The following is a 13,677-nucleotide window of genomic DNA, read 5'->3' as shown; positions in this document are numbered from 1 at the left end:
TCCTCAACGCAACTTGAGCGTGGATAGTCCGATCAGCACCAGTACCACGGTGATGATCCAGAAACGTACGATGACCCGCGGCTCGGGCCAGCCCTTCAATTCAAAATGGTGATGTATGGGTGCCATGCGGAACACCCGGCGCCCGGTCAGCTTGAACGAGGCCACCTGGACAATCACTGACAGGGTCTCCACCACGAAGATGCCGCCCATGATGAACAACACGATTTCCTGGCGGACGATGACCGCGATCACTCCCAGCGCCGCGCCCAGTGCCAGCGCACCCACGTCACCCATGAACACCTGCGCCGGGTAGGTGTTGAACCACAGGAAACCGAGGCCCGCGCCGATCAGCGCGCCACAGAAGATCAACAGTTCGCCCGACCCCTCTACATAGGGAATCAGCAGATATTGGGAGAACTGGAAGTTGCCCGACAGGTAAGCAAAGATGCCCAGCGCACCACCGACCATCACCGTCGGCAGGATTGCCAGACCATCCAGGCCGTCAGTCAGGTTGACCGCGTTGCTGGAGCCGACGATGACGAAGTAGGTCAGCACCACAAAGAAGATACCCAGCTGGAACTCGACATTCTTGAAGAAAGGCACGATCAGTGTGGTATCCACCGGCGTATCGGCAGCCATGTACAGCACCACAGCCGCCACCAGACCGAACACCGATTGCCAGAAATACTTCCAGCGCGATGCCAGACCGCGGGAATTCTTCTCTACCACCTTGCGATAATCATCGACCCAGCCGATGGCCCCGAAGCTGACCGTAACGCCCAGCACCACCCAGACATACAGATTGCTCAGATCAGCCCACAGCAGCGTACTGACGGTGATCGCCATCAGGATCAGCGCACCGCCCATGGTCGGCGTGCCGGCCTTGGATAGATGCGACTGGGGACCATCGTTGCGGACCGACTGGCCAATCTGGCGGAAGCTCAGGGTACGGATCATCCACGGCCCGAGAAACAGCGCCAGGCCCAGCGCGGTGAGCACACCGAAAATGCCCCGTAGCGTCAGATATTGGAAAACCCCGAATCCGGTGTGAAACTGTTGTAGATATTGCGCAAGTATCAGCAGCATGTCGGCTAGCCCTCTTCCGTAATTTGCGAGCCTGCCACCAGCGCGGCGACGACTTCTTCCATTCCCGCACTACGCGAGCCCTTGACCAGCACCCGCGTCTGCGAGTCCAGTCGTGCCTTGAGTGCCGCAGCCAGCTCGGCACGGTCAGCGAATACCTGCCCGCCTTTACCGAATTTCATGGCTGCCAGGGCCGACAAGCGTCCCGTGGCGTACAGTCCGTCCAGCCCCTTCGCCTTGGCGTAATCACCTATTTCGGCATGTGCCTGGTCTTCCCGTTGACCCAGCTCACCCATGTCGCCGAGCACCAGCAATCGCTGGCCATCCAGCCCGGCCAGCAGGTCTATTGCAGCGCAAACCGATATGGGATTGGCGTTGTAACTGTCATCAATAATCACCGCCCCCTTGTATCCCGGCAGACTCTGACCACGACCGGCCATCGGCTGCAGTGTGGCAAGACCGCGACTGATGGCCTCCAGCGGAATATTCAGCGCCAGCGCCGCACCCGTTGCAGCCAAGGCATTGGCGACGTTGTGCCGTCCCAGCAGGCCGAGCTGGATATGGACTGCTCCGACCGGCGTAATCAATTCAAAGCCCGCACAGCCACGCTCATCAAGGCGAATACCCTCGGCGCGCAACTCAGCGGTTGGGTTGTCAGTGCTGAAAACGTGCGCCTTGCGATTACCCAGCGTCTGATACCAGTTCTCGAACCAAGGGCTATCAAGATTGATTACCCCCTGACCCTGACTGTCCAGACCGGCAAAGATTTCGCCCTTGGCCTCGGCAATGGCCTGCTCGCTGCCGAAACGGCCAAGATGGGCTACCCCCGCATTGGTCAGCACGCTCACGCTGGGCTTGGTCAGACGCATGCTGTAGGCGATATCGCCCAACGCAGCGGCACCCATTTCCACTACCGCATATTGATGTTCCGGCGCCAGCTCCAGCAACGTCAGAGGCACACCCAGTTCGTTGTTGAGGTTGCCACGGGTCGCCAATACCGAACCGCATTCGCCCAGTATCGACGCCAGCATTTCCTTGACGGTGGTTTTGCCACTGGAGCCGGTGATCGCCACTACCGGGCCAGTGAAGGCCGCGCGGTTCAAGGCGCCGAGTTGACCCAACGCGTGGGCGCAATCATGTACGACCAATTGCGGCAAGGGGTCCTCCACTGGGTGTTCGACCAGCGCGGCGGCAGCGCCGTTGGCACGTGCCTGGGCAACAAAATCATGCCCGTCGACGCGCGTGCCCGGCAGTGCCACAAACAGGCCACCGGGCTGAATATGACGAGCGTCGATGCTGACGCTGTCGAAACTGGCGTCGTCGCCATTCAGACTCGCATTGAGCGGCTTGATCAGACCCGACAGGCGCATGGCTTCAAGCATGATGCTCCTCCCGGTACTTCAAGGCGCAGTCGGCCTGTTCAATATCACTGAAAGGATGACGCACCCCATCAATCTCCTGGTATGTTTCGTGGCCCTTGCCGGCCAGCAGAATGATGTCTCCTGCGTCGGCACTGGCAATGGTTTGGCCGATAGCCTCGGCACGGTTGGCTATGACTGCGACCCGCTGTGGATGTTCAAAACCTGCGCTGATTTCGCCGATGATCGCCGCCGAAGACTCGGTGCGTGGGTTGTCATCAGTCACCACCACCTGATCTGCACCCTGTTCGGCAATACGACCCATCAAGGGACGCTTGCCGCGATCACGGTCGCCACCGCAACCGACCACACAGATCAGGCGCCCGGCAACGTGGGCACGCAGGGCGGCAAGCGCCTTTTCCAAGGCGTCCGGGGTATGTGCATAGTCGATCACCACCAAGGGTTGACCATTACCGCCCAGTCGCTGCATGCGACCGGGCGGCGGCAGCAGTTCGCTGATCAGAGTGGCGATCCGCTCCAGCGGCACTTCCAATGCCAGCAAGGCGGCCGCGACGGCAAGCACGTTCGACAGGTTAAAAGTGCCCAGCAGCGGGCTGCGCAGCTCGACTGCCCCAGCCGAAGTGTGCAGGCGCGCCTTGATTCCTTCGGCATCGAAGCGGATATCAGTGCAGTACAGGTCCGCACTGCTGTCGCTGACACTGTAAGTCGAGACCGGCACCGGACAACCGGTTGCCAACTGGCGGCCGAAGGCGTCATCCAGGTTGACCACAGCGGTGCGGGATTGCGTTAACAAACGGGCTTTCGCAGCACCGTAACTAGCCATATCGCCGTGATAGTCCAGATGGTCGCGGCTGAGGTTGGTGAATATCCCCACCTCGAACTGCAGTGCGGCAACACGTCCTTGATTCAGTGCATGGGATGAGACTTCCATACTCACCCGCTGCGCTCCCTGGTCACGCAATTGAGCCAGCTGCTGCTGAACGGCCAGCGCATCCGGCGTGGTCATTCCGTGATCAAGCAGCGTACCGGGCATGCCGCTGCCCAGGGTACCGATGACGCCGCACGGCTGGTTCAGGCTATTCAACGCCTGGGCCAACATCTGGCTGACGCTGGTCTTGCCGTTGGTTCCGGTGATACCGATCAGCCCGAGGCTGCTGGCGGGCTCGCCATGGAAACGTCCGGCCATAGCCGACAGTTGAGTGGACAGTTGCCGTATGGCCAACAACGGCACCGTCGCGCTGCAGGTAAACCCATCGTCTGCTTCATAAGCCACTGCCGCGGCACCCGCAGCAATGGCCTGTTGAATATGTTTGCGCCCATCGTGGCGCTGACCGGGCACAGCCAGAAACAGAAAGCCCGGCGCAACCTTGCGGCTGTCCAGGGTCAGACCGCTGATCTGTACCGGTGCACCCTGCCACTGGGGAATGATCTGTTGGAGCTGCATTATCCGCGCTCCTCTTCTGTATCCACTGACGGCAATTCGACCTGCTGCATATCCACCAGATTGTCTGGCGTGACATTCAGCAGACGCAGGGCGTTGGACATCAGGCCGCTGAACACTGGCGCAGCCACCAGACCGCCGTAATAGCCGCCCTTGGTAGGCTCATCGATGACCACCGCGATGGCAATACGCGGATTGCTGCTCGGTGCGAATCCAGCGAACAGTGAACGATAGGAATCTTCCGCGTAGCCCTTACTGCCGGCGCTGGTCTTGCGCGCTGTGCCGCTCTTGCCGGAGACGTGATAGCCGGGCACCTGTGCGCGGAAGGTACCGCCGGGCGCCTCGATGACCTGCTGCAGCATGCCCTGTACGGTCAGGGCGACATTCTCGGGAATGACCTGTTCGGCATCCGGGCGGTCGTTGATGCGCAGCAGTGACATGGGGGCCTTGCGACCATCGTTAGCCAGAATCGCATAGGCCTGAGCCATCTGCATGGTGGTCACGGACAGACCGTAGCCGTAGGACAATGCTGCGGTCTCGGCTTGGCGCCATTCGCGATAGCTCGGCAGATTGCCGACCCGCTCGCCGGGGAATCCGAGACCGGTATATTGACCGAAGCCGACATTCTGCATGGTCTCACGCAGCGCCGGACCACCGATATCGAAGGCAATCTTGCTCATGCCGACGTTGCTCGACTTGAGCAGGATACCGGTCAGGTCGAGCACTCCACCCGGGGCGCGGGAAACGTCACGAATAGTGTAGCGGCCGATCCGCAGCGTTCCCGGATAGACATTGACCTTGTCCGCCGGTTTCCAGCGACCAGACGCCAGCGCCGCGCTCATGGAGATCGGTTTGACGGTAGAACCGGGCTCGAAGACATCGATCAAGGCACGGTTGCGCATCATGTCCGGCTTGAGATTGGCACGGTTGTTCGGGTTGTAGGTGGGATGATTGACCATCGCCAGCACTTCGCCGGTGCGCACATCCAGCATCACGATGGAGCCGGCCCGGGCCTCGAACTCCTGCAGCGCTTCGCGCAACTGGCGGTGCGCCAGATACTGCAGGCGCAGGTCAATGGAAAGCGCCAGATCATTACCCGGGCGGGCGTTGCTGATGACCTGCACATCCTTGATCAGTCGTCCACGCCGGTCCTGCAGCACCTGCCGCTTGCCCGGCACACCTTCCAGCCAATGATCATAGGACAGCTCGACACCTTCCTGCCCTTTTTCATCGACGTTGGTGAAGCCGACCAGATGCGCCGACACCTCGCCCGCCGGGTAAAAGCGCCGGTACTCCTCGATGCTGTATACGCCAGGCACCTTCAATGCCATGACCGCTTCACCGTCGGCTGGTACCATGCGCCGGCGCAGATAGATGAATTCCTTGTCAGCGTTGCTCTGCAGGCGCTGGCTGAAGGTAGACAGGTCGGTACCCAACGCCTTGGCCAGGCTGGGCCAATGGGTCTGCTGATGGATCAGTTGCGACGGGTTGGCCCAGATGGTCAGCACCGGTGTGCTCACCGCCAGCGGCTCGCCATTGCGATCCGTGATCTGTCCACGGTGAGCAGGAATCGGTACATGCCGCACACTGCGCTTGTCGCCCTGATTCTTCAGGAAGCCCTCGTCCAATACATGCAGTTCGACAATGCGCCAGGTCACCGCCACGCAGCACAGTCCGAGCAACGCGATGACCAGCCGGAAACGCCAGGGGTAGAGACTGCCATTGGGCTTGAGGGCGAATTTCTTCATGGCTGCACCAGTATCACTTCGCCAGGCTCAGGCACGCGCATGTCCAGCTGACGCGTGGCAATCGCCTCGACCCGGCTATGCGCCGTCCAGGTGCTCTGCTCCAGAATCAGCCGTCCCCACTCCGCCTGCGCCTTCTCCCGCTGAGTCATCTCGGCGGCCAGTTCGTTGAGCAACTGGCGACTCCAGTGCGCGCTGTAGGGTACCGCCAGCGCGCTACCCAGGATCACTACCCAGACCACCAGCAGCCAGCCGCTGCCGGCGGGAAGGCCGGAACGGACATTATTGGCTGCAGCTGGGGTCTGCTCGCTCATCTATGTTTCTCCGCCACGCGCAAGACCGCGCTGCGGGCACGAGGGTTGACGGCGACTTCTTCAGCGGAGGGTTTGATGGCCTTGCCGACGAGCTTCAGGCTGGTTTGGATATCCGCATCACGTATCGGCAGTCCACGGGGCAGTGGTGCCCCCTTGGCTTCGCGACGCATGAATTGTTTGACCTGCCGATCCTCCAGCGAATGAAAGCTGATGACCGCCAGCCGACCGCCGGGCGCCAACACATCAAGTGCCGCGCGCAAACCGTCGGTCAAGTCTTCCAGTTCACGATTGATGAAGATGCGGATGCCCTGAAACGCGCGCGTGGCAGGGTGCTTGTGCTTCTCCCAGGCAGGGTTGGCAACCTTGATCACTTCAGCCAGATCCCCGGTGCGAGTAAACGGCTGTTCAGCACGACGGTTGACGATGGCGCGCGCCATGCGACGGGAGAAACGTTCCTCGCCATACTCCCAGAGCACAGTGGCGATATCGGCCTCATCAGCGGTATTGATCCACTCGGCGGCGCTCTGCCCCACATCAGGGTTCATGCGCATATCAAGCGGGCCGTCGTTGAGGAAGCTGAAGCCGCGCTGCGGGTCGTCCAACTGCGGTGAAGACACGCCCAGGTCCAGCAACACGCCATCGACCTGACCATGCAGGCCGCGCTGACGCAGCTCTTCGGCCATGTCGGCAAACGAACGCTGCACAACGACAAAGCGGCCATCTTCGGCCGCCAGCTGATTTCCGACCCGAATCGCCTCCGGGTCCTTATCGAAGCCCAGCAACCTCCCCCCTTCGTTCAAACACTGAAGGATCGCCCGGCTATGTCCGCCGCGGCCGAAAGTGCCGTCTATATAAATGCCGTCCGGCCGCACTGCCAGGCCTTCCAGCGCTTCGTTCAGCAGTACACTGACATGTTTCAATTCGGGCTGCTGATTCATAGGCTCAATGAGTGCAGTTCCGCCGGCAGCTCGCCGACGTCCTGCTCTTCTTCCAGATAAGCTGCGGTGGTGGCCTGCCAGGCCTCTTCACTCCACAGCTCGAATTTACTCAATTGACCCACCAGCATGACTTTCTTGTCGAGGCCGGCGTGGTCGCGTAACAGCGGCGGTACGACAAAGCGGCCATGGCTGTCCATTTCTATTTCATTGGCATTACCGATCAACAGGCGGTTGAGTCGCTTGACCCCCGGATGCATGTTCGGCGCCCTGCGCAGCTGCTGCTCCACAGCCTCCCATTCATGCAACGGGTAGATCCACAGACAGCGTTCTTCCAGGGCAATGGTCGCTACAAGCTGGCCGCCACAAGACTCCAGCAGACGGTCACGATGCCGGGCAGGCATCGCGAGTCGCCCCTTGGCGTCCAGATTGATGGCGTTCGCTCCACGAAACACTTTTTGTTATTCCCCTGATGAGACCACTGCTGTGACAACGAAAAACCCAGAAAAGTCCACTTTCGCCCACTTCAACCCACTTTGGCACACTATAGAAAGGCGCCCAAACAGCGTCAAGTAAGCAATTCACAGAAAAAGCCTTATGTGACGTGGGTTTACAGACAAATAGCGGAGAAACCCCCAGGATCGGGCCTGGAGCTGGCGGGAGAATCACAGTGTTAACAAGGGGATGCCCATGCAACTTAAAGTTAAACATGAACTAGGAATTATTTTTCTCACGGGAGGGGAATAAATCGGCAGCGGAAAAAATAGGAGTTGGCCTGTAAGCCGGGTTCTGTCGTGAACAGTCATTCCTCTGCGACAGCCATCACTGACTGCCTGTAGCAACCTACCCGAACCCAGCGCGGGCCGCACCATTGGGTTCCTATTTGGTCTTGCTCCGAGTGGGGTTTACCATGCCACGAACTGTTGCCAGTCGCGCGGTGCGCTCTTACCGCACCCTTTCACCCTTACCGGCGCTTACGCGCTTAGGCGGTCTACTCTCTGCTGCACTTTCCGTAGGCTCACGCCTCCCAGGCGTTACCTGGCACTCTGCCCTGTGGAGCCCGGACTTTCCTCCATACCACTGATGCGATACAGCGACTGTCCAGCCAACTCCTGAGCGCAAGAGTAGCCGGATTGCCCCCCTACAGCAAGCTTTGATCGCTCAAGAACGGGATATTGCCAAGACCGTATTAAAGGACAACTCAAAGCTCAGGCGGTTTTCTGCAGAGCCAGCTGATACAGGCGATTCTTCTTCAGCCCGGTAATCTGCGCCGCCAGTGCTGCAGCCTGCTTGACCGGCAATTCCGTCAGCAGAATATCGAGTACCCGCTCCGCGGCAGGATCAAGTGCATCACCGTCCACCCGCTGCGCAGCACCCTCGACAATCAGTACGCACTCGCCCCGCTGCTGGTCAGCGTCCGCACGAACCCATTCGACCAGCTCGCCCAGTGGTGCACCCTTGATGGTTTCAAAGGTCTTGGTCAGCTCTCGGGCCAGCACCACCTGACGCTCCGCCCCCAGCAGATCAAACAGATCCTCAAGACACTCCAGCAGGCGGTGCGGCGCCTCATAGATCATCCAGGTACGTTGCTCCGCGGCCAATTCCTGAATGCGCTGCCGCCGACCATGCGCCTTGGCTGGCAAAAACCCCTCAAAGGCAAAACGATCCGATGGCAGGCCGGCCGCACTCAACCCGGCAATCAACGCACAGGCGCCCGGCACCGGACAGACCCGCACCCCGGCCTCGCGCGCCATACGCACCAAATGGAAGCCAGGATCGGAGATTAGCGGTGTTCCAGCATCCGAAATCAGCGCCAGATCTTCTCCGGCGAGCATCCGCTCCACCAGGCGCAGGCTCTTGCCTCGCTCGTTATGGTCATGGCAAGCGGTCGTCGGCGTCTGCACACCAAAATGCTGCAGCAGGCGACCGCTGTGGCGGGTATCTTCAGCGGCAATCAGACTGACCGCGTTGAGCACCTCGAGCGCTCGGGGTGTCAGGTCCTGCAGATTGCCGATCGGCGTGGCGACGACATACAAGGTACCGGTGGTGGCGGCCATAGCAAATCCTGTGACAAGTTTGCCGCTCATTGTACAGGACGTGAACCGGTTACCGCGAAGCACATGGCGAGGACTCCGCCCCTTGGTTACAATGCAGGTCAATTGCTCACGCGCCAACAAGGTACCCTGCCTGATGCTCCGCATGATTCGCCTGCCGCTTGCCGGCCTGCTGCTGGCCTCGCTGATCGCCGGCTGCTCCTCGACGCCCCGCCACCTGTCGGAGCTGCCAACCACCACAACCACTCCTATTGAGGAGATCCTCAACCAGGCTGAGCGCCGCTCTGGTGCCGAGGCTCATCTGCTGCGGCTGCACGCAGCTCAGACCGCCTGGAGTCGCAATCAACCGGAGCAGGTGCGCAGCATCCTCGGAATGATCCCGCAAAGCGACCTGCCACTGGATCAGCAACAGCGTTTCAGTGAGCTGCAGGCACGCAGCGAATTGGCGTTGAACCAGCCAGATGCGGCCCTGCGCGCCCTGCGCCACCCGTCACTGGAGCAGCTGGACGGGCTGACGCCCGAAGCCCAGCTTGATATCCAATTGCTGCGCGCAGAAACCATGGCTGCCGCGGGCGAGCACCTCAGCGCCGTGCAGGAACGTGTATTCATCCACAACCTGCTGCCCGACGACGCCCAACCGGACAACCTCGCCGCCATCTGGAGCAGCCTGAACCAAGCGCCCGCTGAAAAACTCCGCGAAGCTTCCCACTCCGCCACCGGCGATCTGGCCGGCTGGCTGAGCCTGGCATTGATTACGCGCGACCATAGCAACCTGGATCTTCAGGTCTATGCCATGCAGCAATGGAAAGACAAGCATCCCAACCACCCGGCTGCCCTCATGCCACCGGAGGGCATCAGCCGACTACAGGAGCTGCATGCCCAGCGCCCGCAACACGTCGCCCTGCTTCTGCCTTTTGATGGCGGGCTGGCAGCGGCTGCCGACGCCCTGCGTGACGGCTTCCTTTCAGCCCAGTACCGAGCTCACAGCGAAGGCCTCACCCAGCCTCGCATCAGCCTTTATGACAGCAGCGCCTACAGCAATCTGTTGCAGTTCTATCAGCAGGCCCAGGCGGATGGCGTGCAATGGGTCATCGGGCCGCTGGATCGACAGCAGGTTGCCCGTCTGGCTCAACTACCCGAACTGCCGCTGCCGACTCTGGCATTGAATTATGCAGATACCTCTGCCACCCCGCCGGCGGGTTTGTTTCAGTTTGGCCTGGCGCCCGAAGATGAGGCTCGCTCGGCTGCCCTGCGCGCATGGCAGGACGGCCACCGGCAAATGGCAATTCTGGCCAACCGCGACGATTGGGGGGCACGTTCTGCCCAGGCGTTTGCGGCACAGTGGCAAGAACTGGGCGGCATACTGACCGGCCAGCAGAACATCGATGAGCCTGCGAAGATTTCCGGACAGATCGCCGACCTGCTACGCGTACGTGAGAGCGAGCAACGCAACCAAGATCTGCAGAGCACCCTAGGCAGCGACGTCATGGTTCAGCCCACGCCGCGCCCGGGCCTTGACGCCCTGTACCTGGCCGCCGATCCGCTGCAGGCCCGCCAGATCAAGCCGACCCTGGTATTCCAGTATGCCGGTGAGCTGCCAGTGTATGCCGCCTCGCGCGCTTATCGCCTGTCGTTGAATGGTGAACCGAATCCGGATATCGACGGCATCATGGTTGCCGAGATACCCTGGCTGTTGACCCGCTCCGACCCGCTCTATGACACCATTGTCGACAGCTGGCCGACCGCTGCCGGCCCCATGGGCCGCCTGTACGCCATGGGCGTGGACGCGCAGCGGATCTTCAGCCGCCTGCTGCAGATGCAGGAACAGCCCGAGACCCGCATCGATGGCGCCACCGGCACCCTGTCACTGGACAACAACAACCGCATACACAGGGAGCTGTCCTGGGGCGAAATCATTAACGGCCAATTGCAACCACTGGCTGAAGCCTCGCTGATACAATGAATCAGCTGACCGACAAGCAGATTACCGGCAATCAGGCCGAGCGCACCACAGAGCAGATCCTGACGCAGGCCGGCCTGCGCCTGCTCGCCCGTAACTACCGCTGCAAACAGGGCGAGCTGGATCTGGTCATGCGTGATGCGGATACAGTAGTATTTATCGAAGTACGCTACCGACGACGGAACCAGTGGGGTGATGCGGTGGAAACTGTGGACTGGCGCAAGCAGAAACGCTTGATCGCCGCCGCCCACCACTATCTGCTGACACACCCCCATCTGGTCAACCAGTCCTGCCGCTTCGATGTTGTCGCGGCCACCGGCGATCCGGCGGACCCAGCCTCATTCCGATGGATCCGAGAAGCCTTCACCTGCTAGCGAGTTCTTTACTTATGGACATGCAACACCGTATCAGACAGCTGTTCACCGACAGCATTGAAACCAAGACCCGCGCCATGGACGTGCTGGGCCCCAGCATCGAGCAGGCCAGCCAGCTGATGGTCAGCAGCCTGCTGAGCGAGCGCAAGATTCTCACCTGCGGCAATGGCGGCTCTGCCGGCGATGCACAGCATTTCTCCTCGGAACTGCTCAACCGCTTCGAACGTGAGCGTCCCAGCCTGCCGGCCATCGCGCTCACTACTGACAGCTCGACCATCACCTCGATCGCCAACGATTACAGCTACGACGAAGTCTTTTCCAAGCAGATTCGCGCGCTGGGGCAGCCCGGCGATGTGCTGCTGGCAATCTCCACCAGCGGCAACTCCGGCAACGTCCTGCAAGCCATTCAGGCCGCTCACGACCGGGATATGCTGGTCGTGGCACTGACGGGCCGCGACGGGGGCGGCATGGCCTCCCTGCTGCTACCAGAGGATGTGGAAATCCGCGTCCCGGCCCGCTCCACTGCACGCATCCAGGAAGTTCATCTGCTGGCTATCCACTGCCTGTGCGACCTGATCGATCGTCAGCTGTTCGGGAGCGAGGAATGATTCGCCTGACTACCGCCGTCCTGCTGACCCTTACACTGGCCGGCTGCAGCGGCGTGATGACGGCAACCCGTGAAAACCCGATCGATCACAACTACGGCACCCGGACGCTGGGCAGCAGCATTGACGACCAGCTGATCGAAACCAAGGCCAGCGTCAACGTCGCCAAGGCGCACGCCGACCTGGAAAGCCAGGCCCGCTATGATGTGGTCAGCTACAACGGCGTGGTACTACTCACCGGACAAGTGCCGCGCGCCGAGCTGCGAGAGATTGCCGGCAATGCGGTCAAGCAGGTACAGCGGGTCAAGGTGGTGCACAACGAACTGACAGTGGGCCCTAAACTGTCCCTGCTGGCTCGTAACAACGACACCCTGATCACCTCCAGCAGCAAGACGCGCATGCTGGCAGACAGCAGCATACCTGGCCGCCGCGTCAAGGTAGTCACCGAGGCTGGCGCGGTCTATCTGATGGGCCTGGTAACCCATGCCGAAGCCAATGCCGCCGTTGCCGCCGTGCAGCAGGTTGGCGGAGTACAACGCATTGTGAAGCTGTTCGAATACATCGATTGAATTGCGAGCAAAAAAAACGGCGATCACCTTTCAGGGATCGCCGTTTTTCTTTTCCACCAGTGATCTACTTGACCACCTTCAATGCAGGCCGCCCACTTGGCTTGGGTGCCTCGTCCGCAGGAGTAAAGTCATCCGGTGACGGGGTTTCGGTTTCAATCTCGAATACCATACCCTGCCCCGTCTCCCGCGCATAAATTGCCATGACCGCACCAGCGGGGATCCATACCTGCTGCGCGACACCGCCGAAGCGACCATCGAAGCAGACTCGTTCGTTATCCATTTCCAGATGCCGGATAGCGCTCGGGGACAGGTTCAGAACGATCTGACCATCCTCAACGAAACCATCAGGCACCACTGTGCCCGGATAACCCGCGTTAACCAGCACATAGGGCGTGCTGTCGTTATCCAGAATCCACTCATACAACGCCCGGATCAGATAGGGACGGCTTGAGCTCATTTGCATCGTGCTCAGCTCCTTTTGCTGGGAAATGAAAGGCGGTTACTGCATATCTCGTTCAGCAGCAGACAGACTGCCGATAAAACCATCACGAGCGAAAATGCGATCCATATAGTCCTGCATGGGCTTGGCCTGACGCGGAAGCTCGATACCCAGTTTCGGCAGTCGCCACAGAATCGGCGCCAGGCAGCAGTCGACCAGGCTGAATTCGTCGCTCATGAAAAATGGCATTTCGGTAAATACCGGCGCTACACCCACCAGGCTCTCACGCAGCTCCTTGCGCGCCTTGGTGACGGCAGCAGCAGGGCTTTTCGGATTGGTGAGAATATCCACCAGAACACTCCAGTCACGCTGAATGCGGTACATCAGCAAGCGGCTGTTGGCACGCGCTACCGGATATACAGGCAGCAGAGGCGGATGCGGAAAACGCTCATCAAGATATTCCATCATGATGTTCGGCTCGTACAACACGAGATCCCGATCGAGCAATGTCGGCACGGTATTGTAAGGATTGGCCTCGGCCAACTCCTGCGGGTGGTTATCCTGCTCGACGTTGACAATGTCGACGGTCACGCCCTTTTCTGCCAGCACAATGCGCACCCGATGACAGTACTGGTCAGTCGGATCGGAAAAGAAAGCCATCGAAGAACGCTTGTTGGCGGTAACACTCATAGATCAACCCTCATCCTGTGGCGGATTACGGTAAAGCACCTGCGCACGGGCTAACGTCGTAAAACGCTGGCCTGCCGTGAGTTCGGCCT

General features: G+C 60.4%; 14 protein-coding genes and 1 other RNA gene. 4 read left to right on the top strand and 11 right to left on the bottom strand.

Annotation, left to right across the window (positions count from 1 at the left end):
- Window positions 1-3: 3 nt before the first annotated feature.
- The 9 genes from mraY to rsmI all read right to left on the bottom strand — a co-directional run bounded on the left by mraY (window position 4) and on the right by rsmI (window position 8,954).
- Window positions 4-1,086, bottom strand: coding sequence for a phospho-N-acetylmuramoyl-pentapeptide-transferase (gene mraY, locus INT39_RS09765; protein ID WP_193073706.1), 1,083 nt, complete (start codon window positions 1,084-1,086; stop codon window positions 4-6).
- A gap of 5 nt (window positions 1,087-1,091) precedes the next feature.
- Window positions 1,092-2,465, bottom strand: coding sequence for a UDP-N-acetylmuramoyl-tripeptide--D-alanyl-D-alanine ligase (locus tag INT39_RS09760; protein ID WP_193073705.1), 1,374 nt, complete (start codon window positions 2,463-2,465; stop codon window positions 1,092-1,094).
- A complete protein-coding gene (locus tag INT39_RS09755) occupies window positions 2,458-3,906 on the bottom strand; it encodes a UDP-N-acetylmuramoyl-L-alanyl-D-glutamate--2,6-diaminopimelate ligase (protein ID WP_193073704.1) in 1,449 nt (482 codons plus the stop codon). Before INT39_RS09755 ends, INT39_RS09760 begins: the two co-directional genes overlap by 8 nt.
- Window positions 3,906-5,651, bottom strand: coding sequence for a peptidoglycan D,D-transpeptidase FtsI family protein (locus INT39_RS09750; protein WP_193073703.1), 1,746 nt, complete (start codon window positions 5,649-5,651; stop codon window positions 3,906-3,908). The genes INT39_RS09755 and INT39_RS09750 overlap by 1 nt, the downstream gene beginning before the upstream one ends.
- Window positions 5,648-5,962, bottom strand: a complete 315-nt coding sequence (gene ftsL / locus INT39_RS09745; RefSeq protein WP_193073702.1) for a cell division protein FtsL — start codon at window positions 5,960-5,962, stop codon at window positions 5,648-5,650. Before ftsL ends, INT39_RS09750 begins: the two co-directional genes overlap by 4 nt.
- Window positions 5,959-6,900, bottom strand: a complete 942-nt coding sequence (gene rsmH / locus INT39_RS09740) for a 16S rRNA (cytosine(1402)-N(4))-methyltransferase RsmH (RefSeq protein ID WP_193073701.1) — start codon at window positions 6,898-6,900, stop codon at window positions 5,959-5,961. Before rsmH ends, ftsL begins: the two co-directional genes overlap by 4 nt.
- Complete coding sequence (mraZ, locus tag INT39_RS09735; RefSeq protein WP_193073700.1) at window positions 6,897-7,352, bottom strand: division/cell wall cluster transcriptional repressor MraZ; 456 nt, start codon at window positions 7,350-7,352, stop codon at window positions 6,897-6,899. Before mraZ ends, rsmH begins: the two co-directional genes overlap by 4 nt.
- 307 nt (window positions 7,353-7,659) lie before the next feature.
- Window positions 7,660-8,010, bottom strand: an RNA gene (rnpB, locus tag INT39_RS09730) — RNase P RNA component class A.
- Between the two features lie 95 nt (window positions 8,011-8,105).
- Entirely contained in the window at window positions 8,106-8,954 is an 849-nt protein-coding gene (gene rsmI / locus INT39_RS09725) for a 16S rRNA (cytidine(1402)-2'-O)-methyltransferase (RefSeq protein ID WP_193073699.1), read from the bottom strand.
- 91 nt (window positions 8,955-9,045) lie between these two features.
- On the opposite strand from rsmI, the gene INT39_RS09720 reads away from it, so the two are divergent.
- Genes INT39_RS09720 through INT39_RS09705 form a run of 4 tightly spaced genes read left to right on the top strand, consistent with a single transcriptional unit; the run spans window position 9,046 to window position 12,459 of the window.
- Entirely contained in the window at window positions 9,046-10,914 is a 1,869-nt protein-coding gene (locus INT39_RS09720; RefSeq protein WP_226944682.1) for a penicillin-binding protein activator, read from the top strand.
- A 5-nt stretch (window positions 10,915-10,919) separates the two neighbouring features.
- A complete protein-coding gene (locus INT39_RS09715) occupies window positions 10,920-11,285 on the top strand; it encodes a YraN family protein (RefSeq protein WP_413468917.1) in 366 nt (121 codons plus the stop codon).
- A 14-nt stretch (window positions 11,286-11,299) separates the two neighbouring features.
- The gene (locus INT39_RS09710) at window positions 11,300-11,893 is read left to right on the top strand and encodes a phosphoheptose isomerase (protein WP_090273861.1); all 594 of its coding nucleotides are present in this window, start codon (window positions 11,300-11,302) and stop codon (window positions 11,891-11,893) included.
- A complete protein-coding gene (locus tag INT39_RS09705; RefSeq protein WP_193073696.1) occupies window positions 11,890-12,459 on the top strand; it encodes a BON domain-containing protein in 570 nt (189 codons plus the stop codon). Before INT39_RS09710 ends, INT39_RS09705 begins: the two co-directional genes overlap by 4 nt.
- Window positions 12,460-12,523: 64 nt before the next feature.
- Here INT39_RS09705 and INT39_RS09700 read toward each other — a convergent pair whose 3' ends face one another.
- Both INT39_RS09700 and INT39_RS09695 read right to left on the bottom strand, forming a co-directional pair.
- Window positions 12,524-12,916 carry a ClpXP protease specificity-enhancing factor gene (locus INT39_RS09700; protein WP_193073798.1) on the bottom strand — a complete coding sequence of 131 codons (393 nt, stop codon included), beginning with the start codon at window positions 12,914-12,916 and terminating at the stop codon, window positions 12,524-12,526.
- Window positions 12,917-12,958: 42 nt separating this feature from the next.
- Window positions 12,959-13,588 (bottom strand): glutathione S-transferase N-terminal domain-containing protein, encoded by a 630-nt coding sequence (locus INT39_RS09695; protein WP_193073695.1) that lies wholly within the window; start codon window positions 13,586-13,588, stop codon window positions 12,959-12,961.
- Between the last annotated feature and the right edge of the window lie 89 nt (window positions 13,589-13,677).

Source organism: Pseudomonas sp. FME51, from assembly GCF_014897305.1.
This window is presented reverse-complemented; position numbering and strand designations above follow the sequence as displayed.

What these genes read in the sequence shown, in the direction of transcription:
- mraY (WP_193073706.1), bottom strand. Translation starts at nt 1,086, where the DNA reads ATGCTGCTGATACTTGCGCAATATCTACAACAGTTTCACACCGGATTC.
- INT39_RS09700 (WP_193073798.1), bottom strand. Translation starts at nt 12,916, where the DNA reads ATGAGCTCAAGCCGTCCCTATCTGATCCGGGCGTTGTATGAGTGGATT.
- INT39_RS09755 (WP_193073704.1), bottom strand. Translation starts at nt 3,906, where the DNA reads ATGCAGCTCCAACAGATCATTCCCCAGTGGCAGGGTGCACCGGTACAG.
- INT39_RS09695 (WP_193073695.1), bottom strand. Translation starts at nt 13,588, where the DNA reads ATGAGTGTTACCGCCAACAAGCGTTCTTCGATGGCTTTCTTTTCCGAT.
- rsmH (WP_193073701.1), bottom strand. Translation starts at nt 6,900, where the DNA reads ATGAATCAGCAGCCCGAATTGAAACATGTCAGTGTACTGCTGAACGAA.
- INT39_RS09750 (WP_193073703.1), bottom strand. Translation starts at nt 5,651, where the DNA reads ATGAAGAAATTCGCCCTCAAGCCCAATGGCAGTCTCTACCCCTGGCGT.
- ftsL (WP_193073702.1), bottom strand. Translation starts at nt 5,962, where the DNA reads ATGAGCGAGCAGACCCCAGCTGCAGCCAATAATGTCCGTTCCGGCCTT.
- rsmI (WP_193073699.1), bottom strand. Translation starts at nt 8,954, where the DNA reads ATGGCCGCCACCACCGGTACCTTGTATGTCGTCGCCACGCCGATCGGC.
- INT39_RS09705 (WP_193073696.1), top strand. Translation starts at nt 11,890, where the DNA reads ATGATTCGCCTGACTACCGCCGTCCTGCTGACCCTTACACTGGCCGGC.
- INT39_RS09710 (WP_090273861.1), top strand. Translation starts at nt 11,300, where the DNA reads ATGGACATGCAACACCGTATCAGACAGCTGTTCACCGACAGCATTGAA.
- INT39_RS09720 (WP_226944682.1), top strand. Translation starts at nt 9,046, where the DNA reads ATGCAGGTCAATTGCTCACGCGCCAACAAGGTACCCTGCCTGATGCTC.
- INT39_RS09760 (WP_193073705.1), bottom strand. Translation starts at nt 2,465, where the DNA reads ATGCTTGAAGCCATGCGCCTGTCGGGTCTGATCAAGCCGCTCAATGCG.